Origin of the sequence: Frigoribacterium sp. PhB107, from assembly GCF_003751515.1 — a bacterium.
In the GTDB taxonomy this organism is placed as follows: domain Bacteria; phylum Actinomycetota; class Actinomycetes; order Actinomycetales; family Microbacteriaceae; genus Frigoribacterium.
In genome coordinates this window covers 1,147,780-1,171,464 of record NZ_RJKU01000001.1, presented here as the reverse complement: position 1 = coordinate 1,171,464, position 23,685 = coordinate 1,147,780, and the positions used below count along the sequence as shown (strand labels likewise).

The window sequence follows — 23,685 nt, the reverse complement described above, 5'->3', positions numbered from 1 at the left end:
AGAAGTCCGGCGTCTGCACCACCGTGACACCCGAAGGCGGGTAGCCATCTGGTGAACGAGCGGCTACCCTTGACGAGTTCGTTACTTCTCCGTGACCTTCGTCCGGAGTCGTCTCGTCCTCGACCTCGAGAGCCGATGAGCCCTCTCCCGCCCGAACCCCGAGGATCCATCACCCGTGTCGAAGTCCCACCCCATCGCCGAGCCCGAAGGCGACCAGCAGTCGCGTCGTGCACCCGTCGATCAGCGGGATGACGCGACCGGAGCCCCGGTGCAGCAGGTCTTCACGACCCGCCGCGAGGCCCGTGAGGCCGAGCGTCGCGCCGCAGCTTCCGTGTCCGTCCCCGTCGCGTCCCCTGCTCCCGACGTGTCCGGTCCCGTCGCTCCCGTGCCTGCTCCCGCCGTGACCGCTCCTGTCGCGTCGACCGCCGCCGAGACCGCCCCGGCCCACGCCACGAGGGCCGAGCGCCGCGCCGCCGAGGCCGAGGCTGCTCGCCGTCGAGGCCGTCGCCCGGCCGTCGCCGAGGCTGTGTCCGCCCCTGAGACGAACCGCGCGACCGCGCGTGCCGCGCAGCGCCCCGTGGCCCCGCGAGCTGCCGCCGCCCCGCGAGCCGCTGCCGCCACGACGGCTCGGGCTGCGGCCCCCCGTCAGCGCAGCGCGTTCCGCAGCGCGGGCAAGCGCGTCACGGTCGTCGGCGCCATGGTCTTCGCCGGCGCGATGCTCGTCTCCACCTCCGTCCCCGCAAACGCCTTCTTCGTCGACACCGCCGAGCGGACCGTGGCCAAGAAGGCCACCGCGAGCCAGACCTTCGTGGCCGGCGCCGCCGCCGACGACGCCGCGTCCCGCGACGGCTACTCCGTCACCGAGATGAAGGTCGCGCCCGTCAGCGAGTACGCCTCGACGAGCTCGAGCACCTTCTCCAACGACGTGGCCGGCACCGTCCAGTGGCCCTTCGCCACAGGGGTGCCGATCAGCAGCGGCTTCGGCGCTCGTCACGTCTCGAACTGCGGTTTCTGCAGCACCTTCCACAACGGCCTGGACTTCGTGCCGGGTGCGGGCTCGCCCATCCAGGCGATCGCCGACGGCACCGTCAGCGCGGTCACCGGTCCGGGCGGCGCCTTCGGCAACCACGTCGAGATCGAGCACGTCATCGACGGCCAGAAGGTCACGTCCACGTACTCGCACATGCAGACCGGCTCCGTCCAGGTCTCCGTCGGCGAGAAGGTCACCGTGGGGCAGCTCGTCGGCAAGGTCGGCAGCACCGGCAACAGCACCGGCGCCCACCTGCACTTCGAGATCCACCTCGGCGGCGTGCCCGTCGACCCGTACCCCTGGCTCACCGCCAACACGAACTGACCCGTCGGAGGTGCCCACGGGCCCGAGCGGGTCGGTGACCGGCCCGGTGCGGCCAGTGACCAGCCCGCGCACGAGCTGCGGGGCTCGCCCCCGACACGACGAAGCCCCCGACCTCGGTCGGGGGCTTCGTCGTGCGGGACGGCAGGGGCGCGGCGCTCAGCCCACGTCGTCGACCGAGGCGAGCCACACGGCGGCGTTGGGCGGCAGCGCCGGCCCGTCGAGCGCCATCGTCGACAGCAGCACGTCGCCGACCGGCAGCTCCACCGCCACTTCGCCCGTGTTGGCCACCACAGTGACGCCGCCGCTGCGGAAGGCCACGACGCTCGCGTCGTAGCCCTCGACCCAGGTGAGGTGGGCGGCTCCGAGCTCGTGCTCCGCGCGCAGGGCGAGGGCCGAGCGGTAGAGCTCCAGCGTCGACCCGGCGACGCCCTGCTGCTCGTCACGGGCGTAGGTCGACCAGTCCTCGGGCTGCGGAAGCCAGGAGGCGCCGGTCGCGCTGAAGCCGAAGGCCGGCGCACCCGACTCCCACGGGATGGGCACGCGGCAGCCGTCGCGCCCGTAGCGCTCGCCCTCGGTGCGGAACCACGTCGGGTCCTGGCGGCTCTCGTCGGGCAGGTCGACCGCCTCCGGCAGTCCGAGCTCCTCGCCCTGGTAGAGGTAGGCGCTGCCGGGCAGCGCGAGCATGACGGCGGAGGCCGCCCGGGCACGGGCCAGGCCGAGCTCGGCGATCGGCAGGCCGGCGCTCTTCGGGCCGATGCCGTGGCCCTGCGGGTTCTCGGCCGTGAGGGCCAGGCGGCTGGCGTGGCGCACGACGTCGTGGTTGCTCAGGACCCAGGTGCTCGGGGCGCCGACGCTCGAGAACGTCTCGATCGACTGGTCGACGACCCGGCGGATCGCCGTGGCGGACCAGCCCGTCTCGAGGTAGGCGAAGTTGAAGGCCTGCTGCATCTCGTCGGGACGCACCCACTTCGCGAGCTTCGACAGGGGCTCGACCCACGCCTCCGCGACCATGACCCGGTCGCCGGGGTACTCGGCCAGCACCTGGTGCCACTCGCGGTAGATCTCGTGCACGCCGTCCTGCGCCCAGTAGGGCGGGGTGGCGTCGGCGGTCTCGCCGCCGCCCATGCTGCCGGCGTCGGCGGGCGGCGTGTAGTCCGGCAGGCCGTCGGCCTTGATCATGCCGTGGGCGACGTCGACGCGGAACCCGTCGACGCCCCGGTCGAGCCAGAACCGCAGCACGTCGACGAAGTCGGAGCGCACGAGCGGGTTCGTCCAGTCGAGGTCGGGCTGGGAGGTGTCGAAGAGGTGCAGGTACCACTGCCCCGGTCGGCCGTCGGGCTCGACGAGGCGCGTCCAGGCCGGTCCGCCGAAGACGGACTGCCAGTTGTTCGGCGGCAGGTCGCCGTCGGGCCCCGTGCCGTCGCGGAACATGTAGCGCGCACGCTCGGCCGAGCCGGGGGCCGCGGCCACGGCGGCGCGGAACCACGCGTGCTCGGAGGACGTGTGGTTGGGCACGAGGTCGACGATCAGCCGGAGGCCGAGCTCGGTCGCCCGGGCGCGCAGGGCGTCGAAGTCGTCGAGCGTGCCGAAGAGCGGGTCGACGTCGACGTAGTCGGCGACGTCGTAGCCCGCGTCGTGCTGGGGCGACGTGTAGAACGGCGAGAGCCAGACCGCGTCGACGCCGAGGTCGGCGAGGGCGTCGAGCCGCGAGGTGATGCCCGGCAGGTCGCCGACGCCGTCGCCGTCCGCGTCGGCGAACGAGCGCGGGTACACCTGGTAGATGACGGCCGTGCGCCACCACTCGCCGCCGCGCTCGGCGCCGGACGACGGGGTCGACTCGATGTCGGGGGCGGTCGTGGTGTCGGTCTCGGCGGGGGAGTCGAGCGTGTCGCCCGTGGTCTCGTGTGAGGACATCCCGCCACGATACGGCAGCGGCAGGGCGGCTCCGCCCGGTAGCGTGGGGCTCCCACGACACGGATGGGCGGACCTCTGGACTCCTTCATCGACCTCGCGAACGGCGACTGGTCCGACGACCCCCGCCCGTTCCCCCTGGCCCTCGGCACGAACGTCTTCGGCTGGACGGTCGGTGCCCCGACGGCGCTCGAGCTGCTCGACCTGTTCGTCGGCGACGGGGGCCGCGTCGTCGACACGGCCGACGTGTACTCGGCATGGCTGCCCGGCAACTCGGGCGGCGAGTCCGAGGCGATCATCGGCCGCTGGCTGGCCCGCCCGGGCAACCGCGACCGCGTGCTCGTGAGCACGAAGTGCGGCCAGCACCCCGCCGCGCCCGGCCTGTCGCGGGCGAGCATCCGCAGCGCCGTCGAGGCCTCGCTGACCCGACTCCGGACCGACCGCATCGACCTGTACTCGGCGCACTTCGACGACGACGAGACGCCGCTCCGCGAGACGGTGACCGCGCTGAGCGAGCTCGTCGACGAGGGGAAGATCCGCTTCGCCGGGGCCTCCAACTACTCCGCCGGGCGGCTGCGCCAGGCCCTGGCCATCGCCGACAGCGACGGCCTGCACCCGTTCGTCGCCGTGCAGCACCCCTACAACTTGGTGAGGAGGGGCGAGTACGAGACCGAGACCGCCCCGGTCGTCGACCACTTCGGCCTCGCCGTCCTCCCGCACTCGTCGCTCGCCAGCGGCCTCCTGACCGGCAAGTACCGGGGCGGCGACGCTCCCCGGTCGTCGCCGCGCGAGGGCCGTGCGGCGAGCTACGCGACCCCGCAGGCCCTCGGGGTCGTCGAGGTCGTGGCCGAGGTCGCGGAACGGCACGGGGTCGCGCCTGCCGCCGTCGCCGTCGCCTGGCTCGCGTCGAGGCCCGGCGTCGTGGGCGCACTGGCCAGCGCCCGCACCGTCGAGCAGCTGGACGACCTGTTGGGCTCGGCGTCGGTCGAGCTCGACGACCGCGACCTGGCGGCCCTCGACGCGGCGTCCGCACCGCCGGCCTCGTAGGAGGAAGAGGCGCCTCGCTGGCGGCGTCGATTCCCGGCAGGCGCCCCGTCAGCGCCCGAGGACGACGATCGTGCGGACGCTCGGGTCCCACCGCCGACCCTCGACGAGGCTCGGGGTCGTGGCGGGCGCCGGGGCGCCGGCGCCCTCAGGGGCCTCGCGCGCCTCCTCGTCCTCGAACGCCTCGACCGCGGCGAGGGCCCGGCCGACCGCCTCGGCGTCGAGCCGGCTCGCCAGCGTGACGTGCGGCACCCAGAGACCGGGGGAGGAGTGGGTCACGTCGTCCTCGCCGCCCACGATCGCGTGCACCTCGGCCTGGAGCTCGAGCAGGGCACGCGTCGCGACGATGGAGCGCACGAGCACGTGCCCCCGGCCGTGCCCGAAGACCAGGGGCGCGCCGAGCACGACCGGCAGCGGGAGCAGGCGGTCGAGCAGCTCGGTCAGCGCCGGGTCGGCCGCGCCGTCGATGCCCCGCCGCGCCAGCAACGTCACGTGCGGGGAGTTGGAGCTGCTCGCGTGGTCGGCCTGCGAGGGCAGACCGGCGTCGGAGAGCGCAGCCCACTGGGCACGGATCCGGGCGTCGGCGGGCCCGTCGAGCAGGAGTTCGATGCTGTGCACCCGTCGATGATGGCCTCGAGGAGGAGGCGCGCGCCCGGTGTCCTCAGAGGGCTCGCGGCTCTGCTACCCTTGTCTGGTGCCGATCGGCAGTCGCCCTCCTGGGCGACTGAGCGAGGTCACGCCCCGATAGCTCAGTGGTAGAGCACTTCCATGGTAAGGAAGGGGTCGTCAGTTCAAACCTGACTCGGGGCTCCGGCTGGTCACGGTCACACCGTGCAGACAGCTTGCGGCGGGGTAGCTCAGTTGGTTAGAGCACACGGCTCATAATCGTGGTGTCGCGGGTTCGAGTCCCGCCCTCGCTACCGCAAGGCCCTGAACGTGCATCCGCACGAGCGGGGCCTTTCTCCTTCTTCGGGCTGTTCGTGTTCGGGCTGTGCCTCCTGAGGTTGTGCATCCTCGGGCTGTCCCCCTCCGGCCTCCGTTCCTGATCACCGTGCGCCGCCGGTCGCCTACGCTCGAGGGATGTCCCCGAGCATCCACAGCATCGGCACGGCCGTTCCCTCGACGATCATCGGGCAGGACCACATCCGTGACGTGTTCCGCAGCCAGCCGGGGCTCGGCCGCCTCGCACCGCGGCTGATCGGGGCCGTCTTCGACGGTGCCCAGATCGACACCCGCCACACGGTGATCGACGAGCTCGGCGCCGAGCAGCCCGGCCAGCCCGAGCAGCCCGGCCAGCCCGACGCCGCCCCTGTCTTCTTCGACCGTGCCGAGGGCCGCATCCTGCGCCCCGGCACCGGAGCCCGCAACGACGTCTACGTCGAGCGGAGCCCCGACCTCTTCGTCCGGGCAGCCGAGGAGGCGCTGGCCGGCGTCCCGGGGATGACGGCCGCCGACGTCACCCACGTCGTCACCGTCTCGTGCACCGGCTTCTTCGCGCCGGGCCCCGACTACCTCCTGGTGCGCCGGCTCGGCCTCGCGCCCTCGACCCGTCGGCTGCACATCGGGTTCATGGGCTGCTACGGCGCCTTCCCCGCTCTGCGGGCGGCCCGCGACACGTGCCTCGCGGAGCCGGACGCCGTCGTGCTCGTGGTGTGCGTCGAGCTCTGCACCCTGCACCTGCGCAGCTCGGACGACACCGACGCGATCGTCGCCTCCTCGGTCTTCGCGGACGGCGCCGCGGCGGCCGTCGTGTCGTCCCGGCCTGCGGCGGCCGGTGCGCCGGTGCTCGACCTCGACGTGCTCGAGACCGTGCTCACGCCCGTCGGCGAGGACGACATGGCGTGGAGCATCGGCGACCAGGGCTTCGACATGGTGCTGAGCAGCTACGTGCCGCACATCGTCGAGGAGCACGTCGACTCCGCGCTCGCCCCGCTGCTCGAGGCCGGCGGCGTGGCCGTCGACGAGATCGACGGCTGGGCCGTGCACCCCGGCGGCCGCAGCATCCTCGACCGCGTCGAGTCGCAGGTCGGCCTCAGCGAGGCGCAGATGGCGCCGTCGCGCCGGGTGCTGCGCGACTACGGCAACATGTCGAGCGCGACGGTCCTGTTCATCCTCCGTGAGCACCTCGAGGGCCGTGGAGGCGCGGACGACTCACCGGCACCTCCCGCCGTCCGCAGGGTGTGCGCCATGGCCTTCGGGCCCGGCCTCACCGTCGAGAGCGCCTTGCTCACCCGCCGGGTCGGCGGCTGACCGTGGTCGTCTCCGAGACGAGGAGGTCGCGGGATCCCCGCGGCCCCCTCGTCGACGTGGGGCAGCGCGACACCGGGCTCCGTGAGCTGATGGACGACCCTGCCTGCGACCTGGGCCAGCTGATGCGGACCTACGCCGTCTTCCCGCTCGTCAACGGGCTGGTGGCCGGCTGGCGACGCGCGTACCGGGAGCGGATCCGGCCGCTCCTGTCGGCCGACCGGGCGACCACCCTGCTCGACCTCGGATCGGGCGGTGGCGACCTCGCGCGCTCGCTCGCCCAGTGGGCCCGCCGCGACGGGCTGCGCCTGGCGGTGACGGCCGTCGATCCCGACCGGCGTGCCCACGACTTCGCGAGCGCCCGTCCGGCCGACGGCGTCGTCCACCGGTGCGCGTCGAGCAGCGACCTCGTCGACGCCGGCGAGCAGTTCGACGTCGTGGTCTCCAACCACGTGCTGCACCACCTCGACGACTCGTCCCGGGCCGCCGTCCTGGCCGACAGCCGGGCACTCGCACGCCGGCTCGTGCTGCACAGCGACATCCGGCGGTCGCGCGCTGCCTACGCCGGGTACTGGGTGGGGACCCTGCCTCTCGCTCGCACCTCCTTCGTCCGGGTGGACGGGCTGCGCTCGATCCGCCGCAGCTGGACCGAAATTGAGCTGGCCCGCGAACTGCCTGCCGGCTGGAGGGCCGTCCGCCGACCGCCCTTCCGCGTCTGGGCCGTGCTCGACCTCGCCGCCGCCGACGCCGCTCCGGGCTCAGGCGAGGCGCGACGCGCAGACGACGTCGAGCCCGGGCCGCGCTCGTGATCACGCACGACGTCGTCGTCGTCGGCGGGGGACCGGTCGGCGTGCTGGCCGCGGCCCTGCTGTCGGTGCGCGGCCTCGACGTCGCGGTCTGGGAGCGCCGTGCCGAGGCGCCGACGCTCTCGCGTGCCATCGGGGTCCACCCGCCGTCCCTCGACGTGCTCGACCGGGTGGGCGCGGCCGAGCCGCTCGTCGCCGACGCGGTGCCCGTGCGTCGCGGGGTCGCCCGCAGCGGCGGGCGCACCCTCGGCACGGTCAGCTTCGACCGGGCGCACCCCCGGTGGCCGTTCGTCGCCGCCCTGCCGCAGCACCGCACGGAGCAGCTGCTGCGCGACAGGCTGGCGTCGCTCGCGCCCGGCTCGCTCCGGCGCGGTCTCTCGCTCGACGGGCTCGAACAGGAGCCGGACCGGGTGCTGCTCCGCGGCACGGCCGACGACGGACCGGTGGAGGCGGCCGCCCGCTTCGTCCTCGCGGCCGACGGTGCCCGCAGCCCGTTGCGAGACGCCCTCGGCATCGACGCGCCCCTGCGCCGCTACCCCGACCGCTACGTGATGTGCGACGTGGCCGACAGCACCGGTCTCGGCGCCGACGCGGTCGTGCACCTCGAGCGTCGGGGCGTCGTCGAGTCGTTCCCGTTGCCGGGCGGGGTGCGGCGCTTCGTGGTGCTGCTCGATCCTCACGCCGCCGACACCGGGACCGCGGCCGAGGCAGGCGCCGCGCCCGACGCCGAGCTGGTCGCGGGCCTCGTCGCCGAGCGCACCGGCCTCGACATCGACCCCGGCACGGCGACCATGACGAGCGCCTTCGGGGTGCAGCGCCGGCTGGCGCGGCGCACCGTCGCCGGGCGGGTCGTCCTGATCGGCGACGCCGCCCACGAGATCAGCCCGATCGGCGGCCAGGGGATGAACCTCGGCTGGCTCGACGCGGACGCCGTCGCCCCCGTCCTCGCGCGGGCCCTGCGCTCGGCGGGCGGGCGCCGCCTCGACCCGGCCCTGTTCCGGGCGTACGAGGAGGCGCGTCGCCGGTCGGTCGCCCGCTCGGCCCGGCAGGCGGAGGTCAACATGGCCCTCGGCCGTCCCGTCGGGCCCGTGGTCGGCGCGCTCCGGCAGGTCGGCCTGTCGGCGGCGCTGCACCTTCCGACCCGACGGCTCCTCGGGTCGCTGTACTCGATGCGCTTCGTCTGACCCGGAGCTGCGCGCCGGGGCGGAGGGGACGTCTCGTGCCGGTCAGGCGACGAGGGCCGTGCCCGCCAGCGCGAGGGAGGCGACCAGCACGAGAGCCGCCGCGATGACCAGCCTGAACAGCCCCCGAGTCGCGCCGCCCCGACGGACGAGCCTCGCCCCGACCACGGACAGCACGAACGCGGCGACGGACCCGACGAGGCCCGCGCCGGTGCGGACCGGCGTCAGGGAGCCGTCGAGGAGGAGCCCCCCAGCCGTCACGACCGCCGCCGTCCCCAGGGCGGCGAACGCCACGAGCCCCGCCCGCAGGCGTCCGAGCCGGTGGGGCAGCCCGACGACGCCGGTCCGGGCGTCGTCGTCGAGGTCGGGCAGCACGTTGGTGAAGTGGATCGCGACGCCGAAGGCAGCGCCCACGACCAGGGCCCAGGCCGCCGGTGCGGCCGGAGGCGCAGCAGCGAGGGTGACCACGGCGGGCAGGGCCCCGAAGCCGACGACGAAGGGAACGGCCGACCACGCCGTGCGCTTGAGCCCCAGGTTGTAGGCCCAGCCGGAGGCGAGGAAGACGAGGTGGGCGACGCCGGCGGCCCAGCCGAGGACGAACGTGAGGCCGACGGCGAGGACGGTCACGACGGTGACGGCGGCCACCGCGGTGCTCGTCGAGACGAGTCCGAGCGCCAGGGGCTTGTCGCGCCGACCGACCTGGCGGTCGCGCGCGGCGTCGACGAGGTCGTTCGAGAGCCCGATCGAGAGCTGGCCAGCCAGTACGGCGGCACCGAGCAGCAGGGTGCGGCCGACGCCGAGGCCGACCGCCGCCGCGAGGACGACCGAGAGCACGGTCACGGCCACGGTCGGACCGGGGTGTGTGGAACGCGCGAGGGCGACGACGCTCGAGCCGTTCGATCCCGTCACGGTCGCGGCCTGGCCCGACGAGGACGCGCCCGAGCGCTGGTCCGAGGCGAAGCCCTGGAGCAGATGCGGGCTGAGTCGACGCGGGACCATCCACGGAGGTGAGATCGAGTGAGCACGCCCGGGCCGGGGGAGACCCGGACGTGCTCGTCAGCCGCTCGCAACCTTCGGTGGGACACGTGGATCAGGACCTGTCCCTGGCTGTCGATCGAGGGCTCGCGTCGAGTTACCATCCCAGACGTGGGGGAAGTGTACGACGCGAGCCCTCGCAGCGGTAGAGCCATCGAGCAGACTCGGCTACTGGCCGCGACCGGTCTTCTCCTGCAGGCGGTCGATGTGCTCGCTCGCCTTGGCCTTGCTGAGGTCGGCGGGCAGCTCTTCGCCTGCCTCGCGGGCGAGCGTGTCGAGGTAGCTCTTCTGCGGGCCGGTCATCGGCTCGTCGCCGGTCACCCAGTCCTCAGGGTCCTTCGAGGCGGTGGTGGAGGGGTCGGGACGTTCGCCGCCCAGGGTCTCGCCGCTGCCTTCGTCGGCGCTGCCCGCGTCGGCGCCGGAGGCAGGTGCCCCGCCGCCCTCGGGTGCTGCGGGGTCGACGGGCGTGATGTCAGGGTCGATGTTCGAGTCGCTCATGGGGAGAACGTACGCCGCGCCCCCGACATCGGCCCCGGTTAGACTCGACGCCGTGCCTGTGAACCCCGATCTGCAAGGGCGGGTCCTCCCGCCGGCCCCCGCCTACCTCGTCGGCCGGGAGAAGGTGCGCGAGTTCGCCCGTGCCACCGGCTCGACCAGCGCCCTGTCGCTCGACCCCGAGGCCGCGCGCGCCGCCGGCCACGCCGACGTCGTCGCCCCGCCGACCTTCCCCGTCGTGGTGCAGGAGGCGACCCTCGCGCAGCTCCTCGCCGAGACCGACGCGGGCATCGACTTCTCCCGGGTGGTGCACGGCGAGCAGCGCTTCCGCTACAGCCGCCCCGTGGTGGCGGGAGACGAGCTCACGGCCACGCTCACGGTGACCAGCGTCAAGTCCCTCGGCGGCAACTCCATGGTGACCGCCTCCTCCGACATGGTCGACCAGGCCGGGGCGCACGTCGTCACCGCCGTGTCCACCCTCGTCGTGCGGGGGGACGACGCGTGAGCGCCCTCGAGGTCGGCCAGGTCGTGGCCCACAAGACCTACCCGCTGACGCGCGACTCGCTCGTCCGCTACGCCGGCGCGTCCGGCGACTTCAACCCGATCCACTACCGCGACGACGTCGCCGAGTCCGTCGGCCTGCCGGGCGTGCTCGCCCACGGCATGCTGACCATGGGCACGGCGGTGCAGCCCGTCGTCGAGTGGCTCGACGGGTCGGGCGACGACGCCGGCGTGATCGGCTGGGTCTCCGACTACCAGGTCCGCTTCACGCGTCCGGTGGTCGTGCACCCGGCCGACGGCGCCGAGCTGTCCATCACCGCGAAGGTCGCGGCGCTCGACGACGAGGCCGGCACGGCGCGGGTCGACCTCACCGTGACGGTCGACGAGAAGACCGTGCTGGGCAAGGCCCAGGTCGTGGTGACCCTGGCGTGACCTCCTTCTCCGAGCTGACGACGATGCGGGTCGGAGGCGAGCCCGCGCGGTTCGTCACGGCCGACGCCACGGACGAGCTGATCGACGCCGTCCGCGCGGTCTGGGCCGACGACGAGCCCTGGTTCGTCCTCGGCGGCGGCTCGAACACGGTCGCCTCCGACGAGTCGTTCGACGGCACCGTCGTCCACGTCCGCACGCGCGGCGTCGAGCGGCTCGACGACGTCGACGGCCGGGTCCGCCTGCGGGTCGCCGCGGGCGAGCCCTGGGACGACCTCGTGGCACGCACGGTCGACGAGGGCTGGTCCGGCCTCGAGGCGCTGAGCGGCATCCCCGGCTCGACGGGCGCCTCCCCGATCCAGAACATCGGCGCGTACGGACAAGAGGTGTCCTCGACGGTCGTCTCGGTCGACTTCCTCGACGCCGACACCGGGGAGTTCGTCCGCGTGCCCGCCGCCAACCTCGGCCTCGGCTACCGCACGAGCGTGTTCAAGCAGGGCCGGGCGGGCGTGGTGACCGCGGTCGAGTTCGCGCTCCGCGACGCAGGAGGCGCGAGCGAGCAGGTCTCGTACCCGCAGCTCGCCGGGGCCCTCGGCGTCGACCTCGGGGCCCGGGTCTCGGTCGCCGACGTGCGGTCGAGCGTGCTGGCCCTCCGCGCCTCCAAGGGCATGGTGCTCGACGCCGACGACCGCGACACGTGGTCGAGCGGCTCGTTCTTCACGAATCCCGTGGTGTCCCGTCAGGGGGCCTCGGAGCTGCCCTCGGACGCCCCGCGCTGGCCCATCGACCCGGAGCCCGAAGATCAGGTGGTGCCGCTCGGCGAGGCTCCGGCACCGCCGCCTCCGCCGACGAGCGGAGCCGTCAAGCTCAGCGCTGCCTGGCTGATCGAGCACGCGGGCGTCGCGCGCGGCTTCCGTCTGCCGGGCTCGGGGGCCGCGATCTCGACGAAGCACACGCTGGCCCTCACCAACCGGGGCAGCGCCTCAGCCGACGACGTGGTCGAGCTCGCCCGCTTCGTGCAGCAGCGGGTGCTGGCCGAGTTCGGCGTCCTGCTCCGCCCCGAGCCGGTGCTGCTCGGCCTCGACCTCTGACCTGACGTCAGGCGCGTGTCGAGGGCAGCCAGCCCCGCTCCATCGCGAGGGTGACCGCGCGCGTGCGGTCGCCCACGCCGAGCTTCTCGAAGACGTGCTGTAGGTGGGTCTTCACCGTGGCCTCGCCGACGAAGAGGCGCAGTCCGATCTCGCGGTTCGAGCAGCCCTCGGCGACCAGCACGAGCACCTGGGTCTCGCGGGGGCTCAGCGGCGTCGGCGTCGAGCCCGAGGAGCCGTCCGCGGCAGCAGCAGCTCCGCCTGCGCCCTCTGATCCCGAGGCGTCCGCCTGCGACGCCGTCCGGCGAGCACGCCCCACGAGCAGCGCGGCCATCGACGGCGCGAGCGCGACCTGCCCGGCGACGACCGAGCGGAGCCCCGCGAGCAGCTCCTCCTCGGGCGCCGCCTTGAGGAGGTACCCGCTGGCCCCCGCCTCGACGGCGCCGAGGATGGCGTCGTCCGACTCGTAGGTGGTCAGCACGACGACGCGGGCGGTCGGCACGTCCCGCAGCACCGCCTCCGTCGCGGCGACGCCGTCGAGCCTCGGCATGCGCAGGTCCATGAGCACGAGGTCCGGTCGCAGCTCGGTCGCGAGCTCCACCGCCTCGACGCCGTCGGAGGCCTGGCCGACCACCTCGAAGTCGGGCGTCGCCGTGAGCATCGCGGTCAGCCCCTGCCGCATGATCGGGTGGTCGTCGACGACCAGGGTGCGCACGCTCACGACTGCTCGCCGCCGGGCAGGTGCGCCGTCACGGTCGTGCCGCCGGGCGCGCCCGCGTCGCAGGTGCAGCTCACGATCTCGAGCCGGCCGCCGGCCAGCCGCAGCCGCTCGTCGAGGCCGTCGAGCCCGAAGCCGTCGCGGGACGCAGCAGGATCGAAACCGCGGCCCTCGTCTCGCACCGAGAGGACGACGTCCTCGGCGATACCGGCCCCGCGGGCGAGCGCGACGTGCGCCGAGCGCGACCCGCTGTGCTTGCGGACGTTGGCCAGCGCCTCCTGCGCCGCCCGGATCACCACGACCTGGTGGTCGCGCGGCAGGACGAGCCCCGGCTCGACGTCGACGCTCACGGCCACGCCGCTCTCGCGCGAGAACCGCCCGGCGAGTCGGCGCAGGGCGTCGGCGAGGTCGCCGCTGTCGAGCCCCGAGGAGGCGGTGGCCGCGACGAGCGTGCGGGCGTCGGTCAGTGCGTCCCTGGCCGACGACTCGATGAGCTCGAGCTGGGCGAGGCCGGCGGCGGCGTCCCCGGCGGCGACCGACGACCGGGCCTGCTGGCTGAGCATCACGAGCCCGGTGAGGCTCTGCGCGACCGTGTCGTGGATCTCGCGGGCGAGGCGCTCCCGCTCGGCCACGGTTCCGGCCTCGCGGTGTCGGACGGCCAGCTCGTCCTGGGCGGCGCGCAGCTCGTCGAGCAGCCGACCGCGCTCGACGCCGGTGTGGGCGATCGACGTGATCCAGAAGCCGAGGGCGATGCTGAAGAGCAACGAGAGCCCCTCGCTCGTGGCGGCGGTCGCGAGCGTGTCCGCCGACCAGCCGAGGCTGACGACGAAGCCGGCCGAGATCGCGAGGCACAGGGCGACATTGGCGACGATCGCCGAGCGGGGCGTCGGCAGCACGGTCCAGAGCAGGGGCATCAGGAACGCCTGCACCACCGCGAGCTGCGGGGCGCCCGCGACGGCGAGCCCGCCGACGACCACCACCGCCGCGACCACCACGACCTCTGCCGCGCCCATCTGGTCGTCGTCCCTCCGCACCACGGGCCGCGCGAGCAGCAGCCAGGTCAGGACGAACAGCCCGGACGCGGCCAGGGCGAGTGGGCGGCTGCCGACGGCGCTGCCGCCGTCGCCGCCGGACTCGCCCGCGAGGGCGAGCACGACGAGCACCACGGCGGTCGCCCCGGCCCCGACGTCCCACCAGCGCATCGCGCCGCGGCTCGTGCCGCGGCTCACGCCAGGCCCCGCGCCGCGGTCGGCGGTGCGGGCGCCCTCGGCTGCCGTGGCGGTCATGTCCGTCACCGTACCGTCCCGCGCGCTCGCGGTCAGGCGTCCCTCCTGCCCCAGCGGAACGTCAGCCGGGCAGCGACCGCACCGGCCACGAGCCAGACGGCCAGCCAGAGGGCCACGCCCGCCAGGTCCCAGGTGCCGCCGACCTCGGCCGCCGCCGACGACTCGGGCAGGAACACGCTCCGCATGCCCTGGGCGAGCCACTTCAGCGGGAACGCCGAGGCGACCTGCTGCAGCCACGTCGGCAGCTGCGCGAACGGCAGGTAGACACCGGACACGAACTGCAGCACGAGCGTGATCGGCACGATGACGGCGGAGGCGCTGCGCCCGGTGCGAGGGACCCGGGACAGGCCGATCCCGATCAGCGCCGAGCCGGCGAGGCCGAGCAGCCACACCCAGCCGAACGTCGCCCACGACGACGCCTCGGTCGGCAGCGGCACCCCGAACAGCACCCGGGCCACGGCGAGGAGGAGCGCCACCTGCAGCAGGTTCGTCACGACCACCTGCCCCAGCTTCCCGACGAACCACGAGGCGACGGGCAACGGCGTGCCCGCGAGCCGCTTGAGGGTGCCGTCCGAGCGCTCGACGGCGATGTCGATCCCGAGGGCCTGGACGCCCGAGAGCAGGATGCCGGCGGCCATCATCCCCGGCAGGTAGTACGCGGCGGCGTCGACGACCGAGCCGTCGGGCCTCACCCCGAACGAGCCGGACGCGCTGAAGGCCGTCGAGAAGATCGCCAGCATCACGACTGGGAAGAGGAACGTGAAGAACACCGTGTCGCCGGCGCGGAAGTAGGTCCGCACCTCGTGGCGCACCTGGACGCCGGCGAGGGCGAGCACGCGGCGGAGGCCGGCCGTCGAGGAGGCGCCGGTCCGGTCCGAGGGACCACGGGACGAGCGCGTCGCGGTCGCGGTCCGCGGAGCCCCGGTCACGACGCCGCCGCCTCGGCGACGAGCTCGAGGTAGACGTCCTCGAGCGACGGGCGCACGACCTCGAGGTCGCGCAGCTCTGCTCCCGCGCCGTGCAGGCGCGCGACGAGGCCGCCGGGGTCGGCGGTCCGCTCTTCGTGACTGCCCGCGGCGTCCGACCACCGCACCAGCGGGGTCCGGGCCGCGACGCTGCCGATCTCGTCGGGGCGTCCCTCGGCGACGACCCGCCCCTCCGTGATGACCGCGACCCGGTCGCTCAGCTGGGCGGCCTCGTCGAGGTAGTGGGTGGTGAGCAGGATGCTCGTGCCGTCGTCGGACAGCGACCGGATCAGCCCCCAGAACTGCCGCCGCGCCTCCGGGTCGAAGCCCGTCGTCGGCTCGTCGAGGAACAGCAGCTCGGGGTCGCCGACGATGCCGAGAGCGACGTCGACGCGGCGCCGTTGGCCGCCCGAGAGCGCCCGGACGCGGCTGCCCGCCTGCGCCTCGAGCCCGACGGCGGCGACGACCTCGTCCACGTCGCGCGACCGCGGGTAGAGAGCGGCCATGTGGGCGACTTGCTCGCGCACGGTCGAGGTGCCCTGCTCGGCCGAGGTCTGCAGCACGATGCCGATGCGCGCCTTCCAGTCGAGCCCGCCGTGTCGCGGGTCGGTGCCGAGCACGAGGGCCTCGCCGCCGGTGCGGTCGCGGTGCCCCTCGAGGATCTCGATCGTCGTCGACTTGCCGGCGCCGTTCGGGCCGAGCAGGCCGAGCGTCTCGCCGGCCCGGAGGTCGAACGAGACGCCGTGCAGGGCGGTGGCGTGCCCGTAGGTCTTGGTGAGGTCGCGCACTCGCACGACGGGCTGTGGGGTCATGCTCCGAGCCTCGGGGAGGAGGCGCGGGCGCGGCACCCCGGACCGGGCTACCCGCATCCCCCGACCGGTGGATGCAGCCGGGGGACCGCCTCGCCGGAAGGCGCTGGAGGCCGCGACGGCGAGCCGGTCCGGCCGACCCGGCCCGCGCCTCCTACGAGAAGAGGCGCTGGAGGCGCTGCACGCCCTCGAGCAGCTGGTCGTCGCCGAGGGCGTACGACAGGCGCAGGTAGCCGCTCGGCCCGAAGGCCTCGCCGGGCACCGTCGCGACGTCGGCCTGGTCGAGGACCACGTCGGCGAGCTCGAGGGAGGTGGTGGGCGTGACGCCGCCCCACTCGCGGCCCAGCAGGCCGCTGACGTCGGGGTAGACGTAGAACGCGCCCTCGGGGGTCGGGGCGACGACGCCGTCGATGGCGTTCAGCTCGTCGACGATGCGGCGACGACGGACGTCGAAGGCCCGTCGCATCGACTCGACCTCGTCCTGCGGGCCGGTGAGGGCCGCGAGAGCGGCGCGTTGCGAGACGTTCGACACGTTCGACGTGAGGTGCGACTGCAGGTTGGAGGCGCCGGCGATCACGTCGGCCGGGCCCACCATCCAGCCCACGCGCCAGCCGGTCATCGCGTAGGTCTTGGCGACGCCGTTGACGAGGATCGTCTGCTCGGCGAGCTCGGGCACGGCCTCGGTGATCGAGACGGCGCGCACGCCGTCGTAGACGAGGCTCTGGTAGATCTCGTCGCTGATCACCCAGGTGCCGGTCTCGAGCGCCCAGCGGCCGATGGCCTCGACCTCGGCGGGGGAGTAGACGGCGCCCGTCGGGTTGGAGGGCGAGCAGAACAGCAGCACCTTCGTGCGGGGGGTGCGAGCGGCCTCGAGCTGCTCGACGGTGACCTTGTAGCCCTGGTCGGCGCCGGCGAAGACCTCGACCGAGACGCCGCCGGCGAGCGAGATCGCCTCGGGGTAGGTGGTCCAGTACGGCGCCGGCAGCAGGACCTCGTCGCCCTCGTCGATCAGCGCCTGGAACGCCTGGTAGACCGCCTGCTTGCCGCCGTTGGTCACGACCACCTGCGTCGACCGCACCGTGGTGCCGCTGTCGCGCAGGGTCTTCTCGGCGATCGCCTCGCGCAGCTCGGGCAGGCCCGCGCCGGCCGAGTAGCGGTGGTTACGCGGGTCGCGGGCCGCCGCGACAGCCGCCTCGACGATGTGGTCGGGCGTGGGGAAGTCGGGCTCGCCCGGGCCGTAGCTGATGATCGGCCGGCCCTCGGCCAGGAGCGACTTGGCCTTGGCGTCCACCTTGAGGGTGGCCGACTCGGCGATGGAGGCGATGCGGGACGAGAGGCGGCGTGTCGGCTGGGTCACGACGGCCACCCTATCCGGCGGTCCGCGGCCCCGACAGGGCGCTCCGGCGCGCCCCGGCTTTGCAACACCGCAGGCCCTCGCCTACACTTGACGAGGCGGTCGGACACCGCGGAGTCGGCGCGCGCCTCAGGGCGAGCACGAGTCGCAGTCCGGCCCGGGGGCTCCGGCCCCATAGGGCGGTGGCTCAATTGGTAGAGCAGCGGTCTCCAAAACCGCAGGTTGCAGGTTCGAGTCCTGTCCGCCCTGCAGCCCGGCCGGGTCGCCCCGACTGGTCCACCAGAGACCAGCGGTGCGGCCCGGATCACGGACCAGGCCCTCGGGTCGACCCTCGGAAGGTAGTACGACAGTGGCGAGAAAAGACCTCGACGTCCCCAGTGAGGACGTCGTCGACAAGGCGAAGTCGGACAGCGCAGCGCGTCGCAGCCCCTTCGCCCGCATCGCCTTGTTCATCCGCCAGGTGATCGCCGAGCTCAAGAAGGTCGTCACCCCGACCCGCAAAGAGCTGCTGAGCTACACCGGCGTCGTGCTGGTCTTCGTCGTCATCATGATGGCGCTGGTCACCGGCCTCGACTCCCTCTTCGGCCTCGTCGTCGGCTACGTCTTCGGCAACGGCCCCACCGGCAGCTGACGCTGCCCGCCGGCTGACGGGCCACCTGGTCCGCGCCGTGCCCCTCGACCCCGTGGGATCGGCGAGGGCGACCCGGTCCGCCGGCTCCCTCTCCACACGGCCCCACTCTTCAAACGGAAGTTGAAATCCAGTGCCTGACAACGAGCGCGACGACATCGATCTCGCCCCCGCCGCCGAGCAGTCCTCCGAGGTCGCCGAGACGCAGGAGGGCGACGTCGCCGACGTCGACTCTGACGGCGACCAGGGCTCGGCCGAGGAGTCCGCGATCACCGTCGTCGACGAGGGCGACGAGGGCACCACCGACACGGACGACCTCGACGGCCTGCTCGACACGCTCGCCGAGGCCAGCGACCCCGAGGCCGACGCCGTCGTCGACGACGCGCTCGACATCGACGACGCCGCCGAGGCAGAGGCCGCCGTCGAGGCGACCGACGACGAGGCCGACACCGAGGCCGAAGAGCTCGCGAACGAGGGCGACGCCGTCGGCGCGAACGCCGTCATCGCCGAGGCCGAGCAGTCCGTGCAGGACGCCGACGCGCAGGTCGCCCAGAACGACGTCGACCTCGACGTCGTCAGCGAGCAGGCCGACGCGGTCGCGACCGACGCCGAGGACGAGGCCGAGGCCGAGGTCGACCCCTACGAGGCCTTCCGCTACGACCTCCGCGGCAAGCCCGGCAAGTGGTACGTCATCCACAGCTACGCGGGCTTCGAGCGACGCGTCAAGCAGAACATCGAGAACCGCATGGTCTCCCTGACCATGGAGGACTACATCTACCAGGTCGAGGTCCCCATGGAGGACGTCGTCGAGATCAAGAACGGGCAGCGCAAGCTGGTCACCCGCGTGCGGATCCCCGGCTACGTGCTCGTCCGCATGGACCTCAACGAAGACTCCTGGTCGGTCGTCCGCCACACCCCCGGCGTCACCGGCTTCGTGGGCAACGCCCACAACCCGACTCCCCTCCGCTTCGAGGAGGCCTTCCAGATGCTGAAGAGCCTCGTCCAGGTGCAGGAGGCGGCACCCGCCGCCAAGGGCTCGGCCAAGGGCGGCAAGCAGGCCCAGCGGGTCATCCCCGCCGAGGTCGACTTCGAGATCGGCGAGACGATCACCATCAAGGAGGGCTCGTTCGCCGGTCTTCCCGGTACGATCAACGAGATCAAGCCCGAGAGCGGCAAGCTCACGGTGCTGGTCTCCCTGTTCGAGCGCGAGACTCCCGTCGAGCTCAGCTTCGACCAGGTCACCAAGCTCTAGTCCTCAGGACGACAGCCCCACAGCTCCCCTAGATCACCGGAGTCCGCACCGCGGACCACCGGGAGAGCGGACCGCGACCGCGGCCAGCTCGAACCCCACGAGAAGGAAAAGAACATGGCACCGAAAAAGAAGGTCACGGGTCTGATCAAGCTTCAGATCAACGCCGGCGCCGCGAACCCGGCCCCGCCCATCGGCCCGGCCCTGGGTCAGCACGGCGTGAACATCATGGAGTTCTGCAAGGCGTACAACGCCGCGACCGAGTCGCAGCGCGGCAACGTCGTCCCCGTCGAGATCACCGTCTACGAGGACCGCTCGTTCACGTTCGTGCTCAAGACCCCGCCCGCCGCGGAGCTCATCAAGAAGGCCGCCGGCGTCGCCAAGGGCTCGTCGACCCCGCACACCGACAAGGTCGGCAAGCTCACGATGGACCAGGTCCGTGAGATCGCCACCACCAAGCAGGCCGACCTCAACGCCAACGACATCGACGCCGCGGCGAAGATCATCGCCGGCACCGCCCGTTCCATGGGCATCACGGTCGACGCCTAGCCACACCCCCTCGTGCAGGCGACCCGCCTGCACGCACCAGACACCAGTGGGAGAGCCGGCCAGGCTCGCTACCACGTCCCCAGTACGAAGAGGTCCAACATGGCTCAGAAGTCCAAGGCGTACCGCGCCGCCGCCGAGAAGATCGAAGCCGGCAAGTTCTACAGCACCAGCGAGGCCGTCGCCGTCGCTCGTGAGACCGGCTCCAAGAAGTTCGACTCCACCGTCGAGGTCGCGCTGAAGCTCGGCGTCGACCCCCGCAAGGCGGACCAGATGGTGCGCGGCACCGTCATCCTCCCGCACGGCACGGGCAAGACCGCCCGCGTCATCGTCTTCGCCACGGGCGCTGCGGCCGAGGCCGCCATCGCCGCCGGTGCCGACGAGGTCGGCGGCGACGAGCTCATCGAGAAGGTCGCGGGCGGCTACACGTCGTTCGACTCGGCCGTCTCGACGCCCGAGCTCATGGGCAAGGTCGGCCGCCTCGGAAAGGTCCTCGGACCCCGCGGCCTCATGCCCAACCCCAAGACGGGCACCGTGACCCCCAACGTCGCGCAGGCCGTCAACGACATCAAGGGCGGAAAGATCGAGTTCCGTGTCGACAAGCACGCCAACGTGCACTTCGTCATCGGCAAGGCCGGCTTCTCGGAAGAGCAGCTGAACACCAACCTCGATGCCGCCCTCGACGAGGTCGTCCGTCTGAAGCCGTCCTCCTCCAAGGGCCGCTACATCACCAAGGGCACGCTGTCTACGACCTTCGGTCCCGGCATCCCCCTCGACATCAACGTCTTCTAGGCCGCAGCTGCTCAGGCAGCGCACCTCGATCACCTGATCGTCACGACAGGCCGTCCCGCTCTCGAGCGGGGCGGCCTTCGTCGTCCCCGGCACACGGGCGCGGCGAGCACGAGGAGGTGCGGGTGCGGCACCATGGAGGCGTGACCGTCACCGCCCGCCCCGCCACCGCCTCCGACGCCCCTGCCCTCGCCTCCGTGGCGGCCCTCACGTTCCCCCTGGCCTGCCCGCCCGGCACCGCCCTGGCCGACATGGCTCGCTTCGTCACCACGGTGCTGAGCGAGCAGCGCTTCGACGAGTACCTCGCCGACCCGACTCGGCACGTGCTCGCCCTGCAGGACGACGCGGCCGCCCCGGGCACCCCGCTGCTCGGGGCCCCGCTCCTCGGGTACGCGATGCTCGTCACGGGCGACCCCGCCGACGCCGACGTGGCCGCCGTGGTCGAGGCGCGACCTGCCGTCGAGCTGAGCAAGCTCTACGTGGCGCCCGACGCCCACGGGCAGGGCGCGGCGCGGGTGCTCATGGAGGCGGCGCTGGCGACGGCCACGGCGACCGGCGCCTCCTCGATCTGGCTGGGCGTCAACCAGCAGAACGCCCGCGCCCAGGCCTTCTACGCCAAGCACGGGTTCGAGCGGGCCGGCACGAAGCAGTTCACGGTGGGCACGGAGACGCACGACGACTTCGTCCTCGTGCGCGCGCTCTAGGCCGCGACCCGGACCCGACGCCAGCGCGGCGACGTCACTCGTCGGCGACCCTCAGGACGAGCTTGCCCCGCGTGTGGCTCTGCTCGAGCCTGCTGTGCGCGTCGGCGGCGTCGGCGAGGTCGTAGATGTCGTCGACGTGCACGCGGAGGTCGCCGGAGTCGATCAGGCGCGAGAGGACCGCGAGGGTCGACGCGTCGGGGCAGACGGCGAACCCGGTCGAGCGGATGCCCCTCGCCTCGGCCTTCTCGGTGAAAGCGCGCCACGAGCGGAGCGGGGCGTGGACCGCGAGGCCGCCCGGGCGCAGCACGGCCAGCGACTGCTCGGCGACGTCGTCGTCGTCGACCAGCCCGATGACGACGTCGACGTCGCGAACGCTCCGGGCCAGCTCGGCCGAGCCGTAGTCGACGACCTCGTCCGCGCCGAGGTCGCGGAGCCAGCCGCTGTTGCGTTGCGACCCGGTGGCGACGACGTGCGCGCCGAAGTACGACGCGAGCTGCACGGCGAAGTGCCCGACGCCTCCTGCACCGGCCTGGACGAGCACACGCTGGCCCTCGTGCGCCTTGGCGACCTCGACGACCATGCCCCAGGCAGTGAGCGCGGCGAGCGGGACGCCCGCGGCCTCGACGTGCGAGAGCGTCGCGGGCTTCCGGGCGAGGGAGGTGGCGGGCACGCTGATGTACTCGGCGTACGTCCCGCTCGTGTGCGGGAACGCGGCCATGCCGAAGACCTCGTCGCCGGGGCGGAGCGGGTGTGCGGCGTAGGGGGCCTCGACGACGACGCCGCTGAAGTCGTGGCCGAGCACCGCGGGCCAGGCACGGACGCCTCCGCTGTCGGCGCGGCCGGCGCGGGCCTCGGCGTCGACCCGGTTCACGCCCGCGGCGTGCACCTTGACCAGCACGTCGGAGCCGACGCGGCACGGCCACGGCACGTCCGCGGCGATCAGCTCCTCGGGTCCGCCGGTCTTCTCGATCACCATGGCACGCATCGTCGTGTGCGTCATCGGGCTCCCCTGTCCGTCCGCGGCACCCGACAGGGGCGCCCGTCACCCCAGTGTCGACAGCAGATGAGTCGGTCGTGTTTCGCGGGTGTCACCGTCTGGCGAAACCTCGCTACGGTGACGGGATGAGACCGTCGACGACCACCGTGCCCGCCGTCGTGCCCGCCGCGCTCCGCCTTCTCGCGGCCCTGGCCGTCGTCGCGGCGGTCGTCGGTCAGTGGGTGCGCAGCGTCGAGAGCCCCGTGTACCAGTTCGCCAACTTCTTCGGCTACTTCACGATCCAGTCGAACCTGATCGCGGCCGTGGCGTTCGTCGTCGGGGCGGTGTTCCTGCTGCGCCGCCGGGCCGTGCCGGAGTGGAGCGTCGTGCTGCGCGGCGCCGCCGCGACCTACATGGTCACGACCGGCATCGTCTACAACGTGCTGCTGACGAACGTCGCCCTCGACAACTCGTTCAACGTGCAGTGGTCGAACGACGTCCTGCACAAGTGGATCCCGTTGTTCGCGCTGCTCGACTGGGTGCTGGTGGGCGACCGGGGGCGCATCGCCTGGCGGCGGCTCGGGGTGTTCCTGGTCTACCCGCTGGTCTGGCTCGTCGTGGTGCTGCTGCGCGGGCAGTCGTTCGTGCCGTACCCGTTCCTCGACGTGGAGCGCCTCGGCGCGGGCGGGGTCGCGGTCTGGTGCCTGGTCATCGCCGTGGTCATCGCCGGGCTGAGCGCGGTCGTGATCGGGCTGAGCCGGGTGCGGGTCCTCGGGGTCGACCACGAGGCAGCGCGCCGCGGGGCTCAGCGCAGCGGATCGTAGGGCGGCGGTTCGTAGGCCCGGACGCCGGGGGCGAACGGGTCGACGGGAGCCTGGCGGGCCAGCGTGTCGAGCACGGTGTCGGCGAGGCCCACGAGGCGGTGGATCTCGTCGTCGTCGCGGTCGACCCACCGGCACTGCGGCACGGAGTCGACGGGGACGAAGTCGAGGTGCTGCTCCCACACGACCAGGGTGCGCTCGGCCCCGAGCACGTACTGCTGCCAGAACACCTGCCGCAGGTACGACCGCGGGATGCTCGTCCAGGCCTTCTTCGTGGTCTTGATCTCGCAGAGCTCGACGGTGCCGTCGTCGCGCACGGCCACGCCGTCGGGCGTGGCGAGGTGGCGCTGCTGCTCGTGGGCGTGGAACAGCTTCGAGCTCGGCGCGATGCGGTGCTCGGACAGCACCCAGCGGGCGATCTCGGGCTCGCGGGCGCGCCCGTGGTCGGTGTAGGCGTTGCCGCCGAAGCCGTTGCCGTACAGCTTGTCGAGCACGACGGCCTGCACGGCCCGCGGGCTCGAGAGGCGCGCCACGTCGGTGGCGGTGATGCCCCGGCTGCGGGCCCGCAGCCACGCGATGCGGTCGGTCGAGTCGGCGAGCACCCGGAGCTCGTGCGCCGGACGGCGCGGAGCCGGGGGAGGCGCGGCGAGGGTCTGGTCGTCGTCCCAGAGCGAGAGCATGGGCTGGACGACGGACATGCCTCCATTGTCGCTCGTGACCGGGGCAGGTCGCGACAGGGCGCCTCCTCG

The 23,685-nt window shown here is 73.3% G+C and carries 25 protein-coding genes and 3 tRNA genes; 17 read left to right on the top strand and 11 right to left on the bottom strand.

The window, feature by feature from the left end; genetic code table 11:
* The first annotated feature begins 175 nt into the window (after positions 1–175).
* Positions 176–1,354, top strand: a complete 1,179-nt coding sequence (locus tag EDF18_RS05380; protein ID WP_123546711.1) for a M23 family metallopeptidase — start codon at positions 176–178, stop codon at positions 1,352–1,354.
* A gap of 156 nt (positions 1,355–1,510) precedes the next feature.
* On the opposite strand, the gene EDF18_RS05375 is transcribed toward EDF18_RS05380, so the two are convergent.
* Positions 1,511–3,268, bottom strand: coding sequence for a glycoside hydrolase family 13 protein (locus EDF18_RS05375; protein WP_123546710.1), 1,758 nt, complete (start codon positions 3,266–3,268; stop codon positions 1,511–1,513).
* Positions 3,269–3,331: 63 nt separating this feature from the next.
* Here EDF18_RS05375 and EDF18_RS05370 point away from each other — a divergent pair, with 63 nt between their 5' ends.
* Complete coding sequence (locus tag EDF18_RS05370) at positions 3,332–4,312, top strand: aldo/keto reductase (protein WP_123546709.1); 981 nt, start codon at positions 3,332–3,334, stop codon at positions 4,310–4,312.
* A 48-nt stretch (positions 4,313–4,360) separates the two neighbouring features.
* Here EDF18_RS05370 and EDF18_RS05365 read toward each other — a convergent pair whose 3' ends face one another.
* Positions 4,361–4,927, bottom strand: a complete 567-nt coding sequence (locus EDF18_RS05365; RefSeq protein WP_123546708.1) for a 2'-5' RNA ligase family protein — start codon at positions 4,925–4,927, stop codon at positions 4,361–4,363.
* A gap of 120 nt (positions 4,928–5,047) precedes the next feature.
* Here EDF18_RS05365 and EDF18_RS05360 point away from each other — a divergent pair.
* The 5 genes from EDF18_RS05360 (at position 5,048) to EDF18_RS05340 (ending at position 8,546) form a co-directional block, all read left to right on the top strand.
* Positions 5,048–5,119 (top strand) — tRNA-Thr (locus EDF18_RS05360).
* A 36-nt stretch (positions 5,120–5,155) separates the two neighbouring features.
* Positions 5,156–5,229: transfer RNA gene (locus EDF18_RS05355), tRNA-Met, on the top strand.
* Positions 5,230–5,389: 160 nt separating this feature from the next.
* Complete coding sequence (locus EDF18_RS05350; protein ID WP_123546707.1) at positions 5,390–6,559, top strand: type III polyketide synthase; 1,170 nt, start codon at positions 5,390–5,392, stop codon at positions 6,557–6,559.
* A 2-nt stretch (positions 6,560–6,561) separates the two neighbouring features.
* Complete coding sequence (locus EDF18_RS05345; RefSeq protein ID WP_255416174.1) at positions 6,562–7,365, top strand: class I SAM-dependent methyltransferase; 804 nt, start codon at positions 6,562–6,564, stop codon at positions 7,363–7,365.
* Positions 7,362–8,546, top strand: a complete 1,185-nt coding sequence (locus EDF18_RS05340) for an NAD(P)/FAD-dependent oxidoreductase (RefSeq protein ID WP_233568981.1) — start codon at positions 7,362–7,364, stop codon at positions 8,544–8,546. Before EDF18_RS05345 ends, EDF18_RS05340 begins: the two co-directional genes overlap by 4 nt.
* A gap of 42 nt (positions 8,547–8,588) precedes the next feature.
* On the opposite strand, the gene EDF18_RS05335 is transcribed toward EDF18_RS05340, so the two are convergent.
* Positions 8,589–9,542: a UbiA family prenyltransferase gene (locus EDF18_RS05335; protein ID WP_123546706.1), complete on the bottom strand. Its 954-nt coding sequence runs from the start codon at positions 9,540–9,542 to the stop codon at positions 8,589–8,591.
* Between the two features lie 204 nt (positions 9,543–9,746).
* Complete coding sequence (locus tag EDF18_RS16580; RefSeq protein WP_223269422.1) at positions 9,747–9,956, bottom strand: DUF3072 domain-containing protein; 210 nt, start codon at positions 9,954–9,956, stop codon at positions 9,747–9,749.
* 172 nt (positions 9,957–10,128) lie between these two features.
* Here EDF18_RS16580 and EDF18_RS05325 point away from each other — a divergent pair, with 172 nt between their 5' ends.
* From EDF18_RS05325 to EDF18_RS05315, 3 genes are read left to right on the top strand one after another with little or no spacing between them, the layout of a single operon-like run.
* Positions 10,129–10,578, top strand: a complete 450-nt coding sequence (locus EDF18_RS05325; RefSeq protein WP_123546704.1) for a MaoC family dehydratase N-terminal domain-containing protein — start codon at positions 10,129–10,131, stop codon at positions 10,576–10,578.
* Positions 10,575–11,006, top strand: a complete 432-nt coding sequence (locus EDF18_RS05320; RefSeq protein ID WP_123546703.1) for a MaoC/PaaZ C-terminal domain-containing protein — start codon at positions 10,575–10,577, stop codon at positions 11,004–11,006. The genes EDF18_RS05325 and EDF18_RS05320 overlap by 4 nt, the downstream gene beginning before the upstream one ends.
* Complete coding sequence (locus EDF18_RS05315) at positions 11,003–12,094, top strand: UDP-N-acetylmuramate dehydrogenase (protein ID WP_255416173.1); 1,092 nt, start codon at positions 11,003–11,005, stop codon at positions 12,092–12,094. The genes EDF18_RS05320 and EDF18_RS05315 overlap by 4 nt, the downstream gene beginning before the upstream one ends.
* A gap of 7 nt (positions 12,095–12,101) precedes the next feature.
* Here the strand turns inward: EDF18_RS05315 and EDF18_RS05310 are convergent, their stop codons facing one another.
* From EDF18_RS05310 to EDF18_RS05290, 5 genes are all read right to left on the bottom strand, one after another.
* A complete protein-coding gene (locus EDF18_RS05310) occupies positions 12,102–12,773 on the bottom strand; it encodes a response regulator transcription factor (protein WP_123547308.1) in 672 nt (223 codons plus the stop codon).
* A gap of 35 nt (positions 12,774–12,808) precedes the next feature.
* The gene (locus tag EDF18_RS05305) at positions 12,809–14,095 is read right to left on the bottom strand and encodes a sensor histidine kinase (protein ID WP_148050048.1); all 1,287 of its coding nucleotides are present in this window, start codon (positions 14,093–14,095) and stop codon (positions 12,809–12,811) included.
* A 32-nt stretch (positions 14,096–14,127) separates the two neighbouring features.
* Complete coding sequence (locus EDF18_RS05300) at positions 14,128–14,931, bottom strand: ABC transporter permease (RefSeq protein WP_123547307.1); 804 nt, start codon at positions 14,929–14,931, stop codon at positions 14,128–14,130.
* Positions 14,932–15,020: 89 nt separating this feature from the next.
* Positions 15,021–15,872 carry an ABC transporter ATP-binding protein gene (locus tag EDF18_RS05295; RefSeq protein ID WP_123546701.1) on the bottom strand — a complete coding sequence of 284 codons (852 nt, stop codon included), beginning with the start codon at positions 15,870–15,872 and terminating at the stop codon, positions 15,021–15,023.
* 151 nt (positions 15,873–16,023) lie between these two features.
* Positions 16,024–17,226, bottom strand: coding sequence for a pyridoxal phosphate-dependent aminotransferase (locus EDF18_RS05290; protein ID WP_123547306.1), 1,203 nt, complete (start codon positions 17,224–17,226; stop codon positions 16,024–16,026).
* 173 nt (positions 17,227–17,399) lie between these two features.
* Between EDF18_RS05290 and EDF18_RS05285 the strand changes: the two genes are divergently transcribed.
* The 6 genes from EDF18_RS05285 to EDF18_RS05260 all read left to right on the top strand — a co-directional run bounded on the left by EDF18_RS05285 (position 17,400) and on the right by EDF18_RS05260 (position 21,139).
* Positions 17,400–17,472: transfer RNA gene (locus EDF18_RS05285), tRNA-Trp, on the top strand.
* A 100-nt stretch (positions 17,473–17,572) separates the two neighbouring features.
* Positions 17,573–17,854, top strand: coding sequence for a preprotein translocase subunit SecE (gene secE, locus EDF18_RS05280; RefSeq protein WP_123546700.1), 282 nt, complete (start codon positions 17,573–17,575; stop codon positions 17,852–17,854).
* Positions 17,855–17,984: 130 nt separating this feature from the next.
* Positions 17,985–19,103, top strand: a complete 1,119-nt coding sequence (nusG, locus tag EDF18_RS05275) for a transcription termination/antitermination protein NusG (RefSeq protein ID WP_123546699.1) — start codon at positions 17,985–17,987, stop codon at positions 19,101–19,103.
* Positions 19,104–19,217: 114 nt separating this feature from the next.
* Positions 19,218–19,649: a 50S ribosomal protein L11 gene (gene rplK, locus EDF18_RS05270; protein ID WP_123546698.1), complete on the top strand. Its 432-nt coding sequence runs from the start codon at positions 19,218–19,220 to the stop codon at positions 19,647–19,649.
* Positions 19,650–19,748: 99 nt separating this feature from the next.
* Positions 19,749–20,438 (top strand): 50S ribosomal protein L1, encoded by a 690-nt coding sequence (gene rplA / locus EDF18_RS05265; protein ID WP_123546697.1) that lies wholly within the window; start codon positions 19,749–19,751, stop codon positions 20,436–20,438.
* A 140-nt stretch (positions 20,439–20,578) separates the two neighbouring features.
* Positions 20,579–21,139 carry a GNAT family N-acetyltransferase gene (locus tag EDF18_RS05260; RefSeq protein WP_123546696.1) on the top strand — a complete coding sequence of 187 codons (561 nt, stop codon included), beginning with the start codon at positions 20,579–20,581 and terminating at the stop codon, positions 21,137–21,139.
* Positions 21,140–21,173: 34 nt separating this feature from the next.
* On the opposite strand, the gene EDF18_RS05255 is transcribed toward EDF18_RS05260, so the two are convergent.
* Positions 21,174–22,139: an NADP-dependent oxidoreductase gene (locus tag EDF18_RS05255; protein WP_233568980.1), complete on the bottom strand. Its 966-nt coding sequence runs from the start codon at positions 22,137–22,139 to the stop codon at positions 21,174–21,176.
* Positions 22,140–22,261: 122 nt separating this feature from the next.
* On the opposite strand from EDF18_RS05255, the gene EDF18_RS05250 reads away from it, so the two are divergent.
* Positions 22,262–22,939, top strand: coding sequence for a Pr6Pr family membrane protein (locus tag EDF18_RS05250; protein ID WP_199732326.1), 678 nt, complete (start codon positions 22,262–22,264; stop codon positions 22,937–22,939).
* Here the strand turns inward: EDF18_RS05250 and EDF18_RS05245 are convergent.
* A complete protein-coding gene (locus EDF18_RS05245) occupies positions 22,921–23,634 on the bottom strand; it encodes a YqaJ viral recombinase family protein (RefSeq protein ID WP_233568979.1) in 714 nt (237 codons plus the stop codon). The genes EDF18_RS05250 and EDF18_RS05245 overlap by 19 nt on opposite strands.
* Positions 23,635–23,685 lie beyond the last annotated feature (51 nt).

Excerpts from the sequence above, each read along its gene's own strand:
- EDF18_RS05310 (WP_123547308.1), bottom strand. The coding sequence starts at position 12,773 with ATGCGGCAGGGGCTGACCGCGATGCTCACGGCGACGCCCGACTTCGAG.
- EDF18_RS05295 (WP_123546701.1), bottom strand. The coding sequence starts at position 15,872 with ATGACCCCACAGCCCGTCGTGCGAGTGCGCGACCTCACCAAGACCTAC.
- rplA (WP_123546697.1), top strand. The coding sequence starts at position 19,749 with ATGGCTCAGAAGTCCAAGGCGTACCGCGCCGCCGCCGAGAAGATCGAA.
- rplK (WP_123546698.1), top strand. The coding sequence starts at position 19,218 with ATGGCACCGAAAAAGAAGGTCACGGGTCTGATCAAGCTTCAGATCAAC.
- EDF18_RS05245 (WP_233568979.1), bottom strand. The coding sequence starts at position 23,634 with ATGTCCGTCGTCCAGCCCATGCTCTCGCTCTGGGACGACGACCAGACC.
- EDF18_RS05375 (WP_123546710.1), bottom strand. The coding sequence starts at position 3,268 with ATGTCCTCACACGAGACCACGGGCGACACGCTCGACTCCCCCGCCGAG.
- EDF18_RS05335 (WP_123546706.1), bottom strand. The coding sequence starts at position 9,542 with ATGGTCCCGCGTCGACTCAGCCCGCATCTGCTCCAGGGCTTCGCCTCG.
- EDF18_RS05255 (WP_233568980.1), bottom strand. The coding sequence starts at position 22,139 with ATGACGCACACGACGATGCGTGCCATGGTGATCGAGAAGACCGGCGGA.
- EDF18_RS05250 (WP_199732326.1), top strand. The coding sequence starts at position 22,262 with ATGAGACCGTCGACGACCACCGTGCCCGCCGTCGTGCCCGCCGCGCTC.
- EDF18_RS05370 (WP_123546709.1), top strand. The coding sequence starts at position 3,332 with ATGGGCGGACCTCTGGACTCCTTCATCGACCTCGCGAACGGCGACTGG.
- EDF18_RS05350 (WP_123546707.1), top strand. The coding sequence starts at position 5,390 with ATGTCCCCGAGCATCCACAGCATCGGCACGGCCGTTCCCTCGACGATC.
- EDF18_RS05305 (WP_148050048.1), bottom strand. The coding sequence starts at position 14,095 with ATGACCGCCACGGCAGCCGAGGGCGCCCGCACCGCCGACCGCGGCGCG.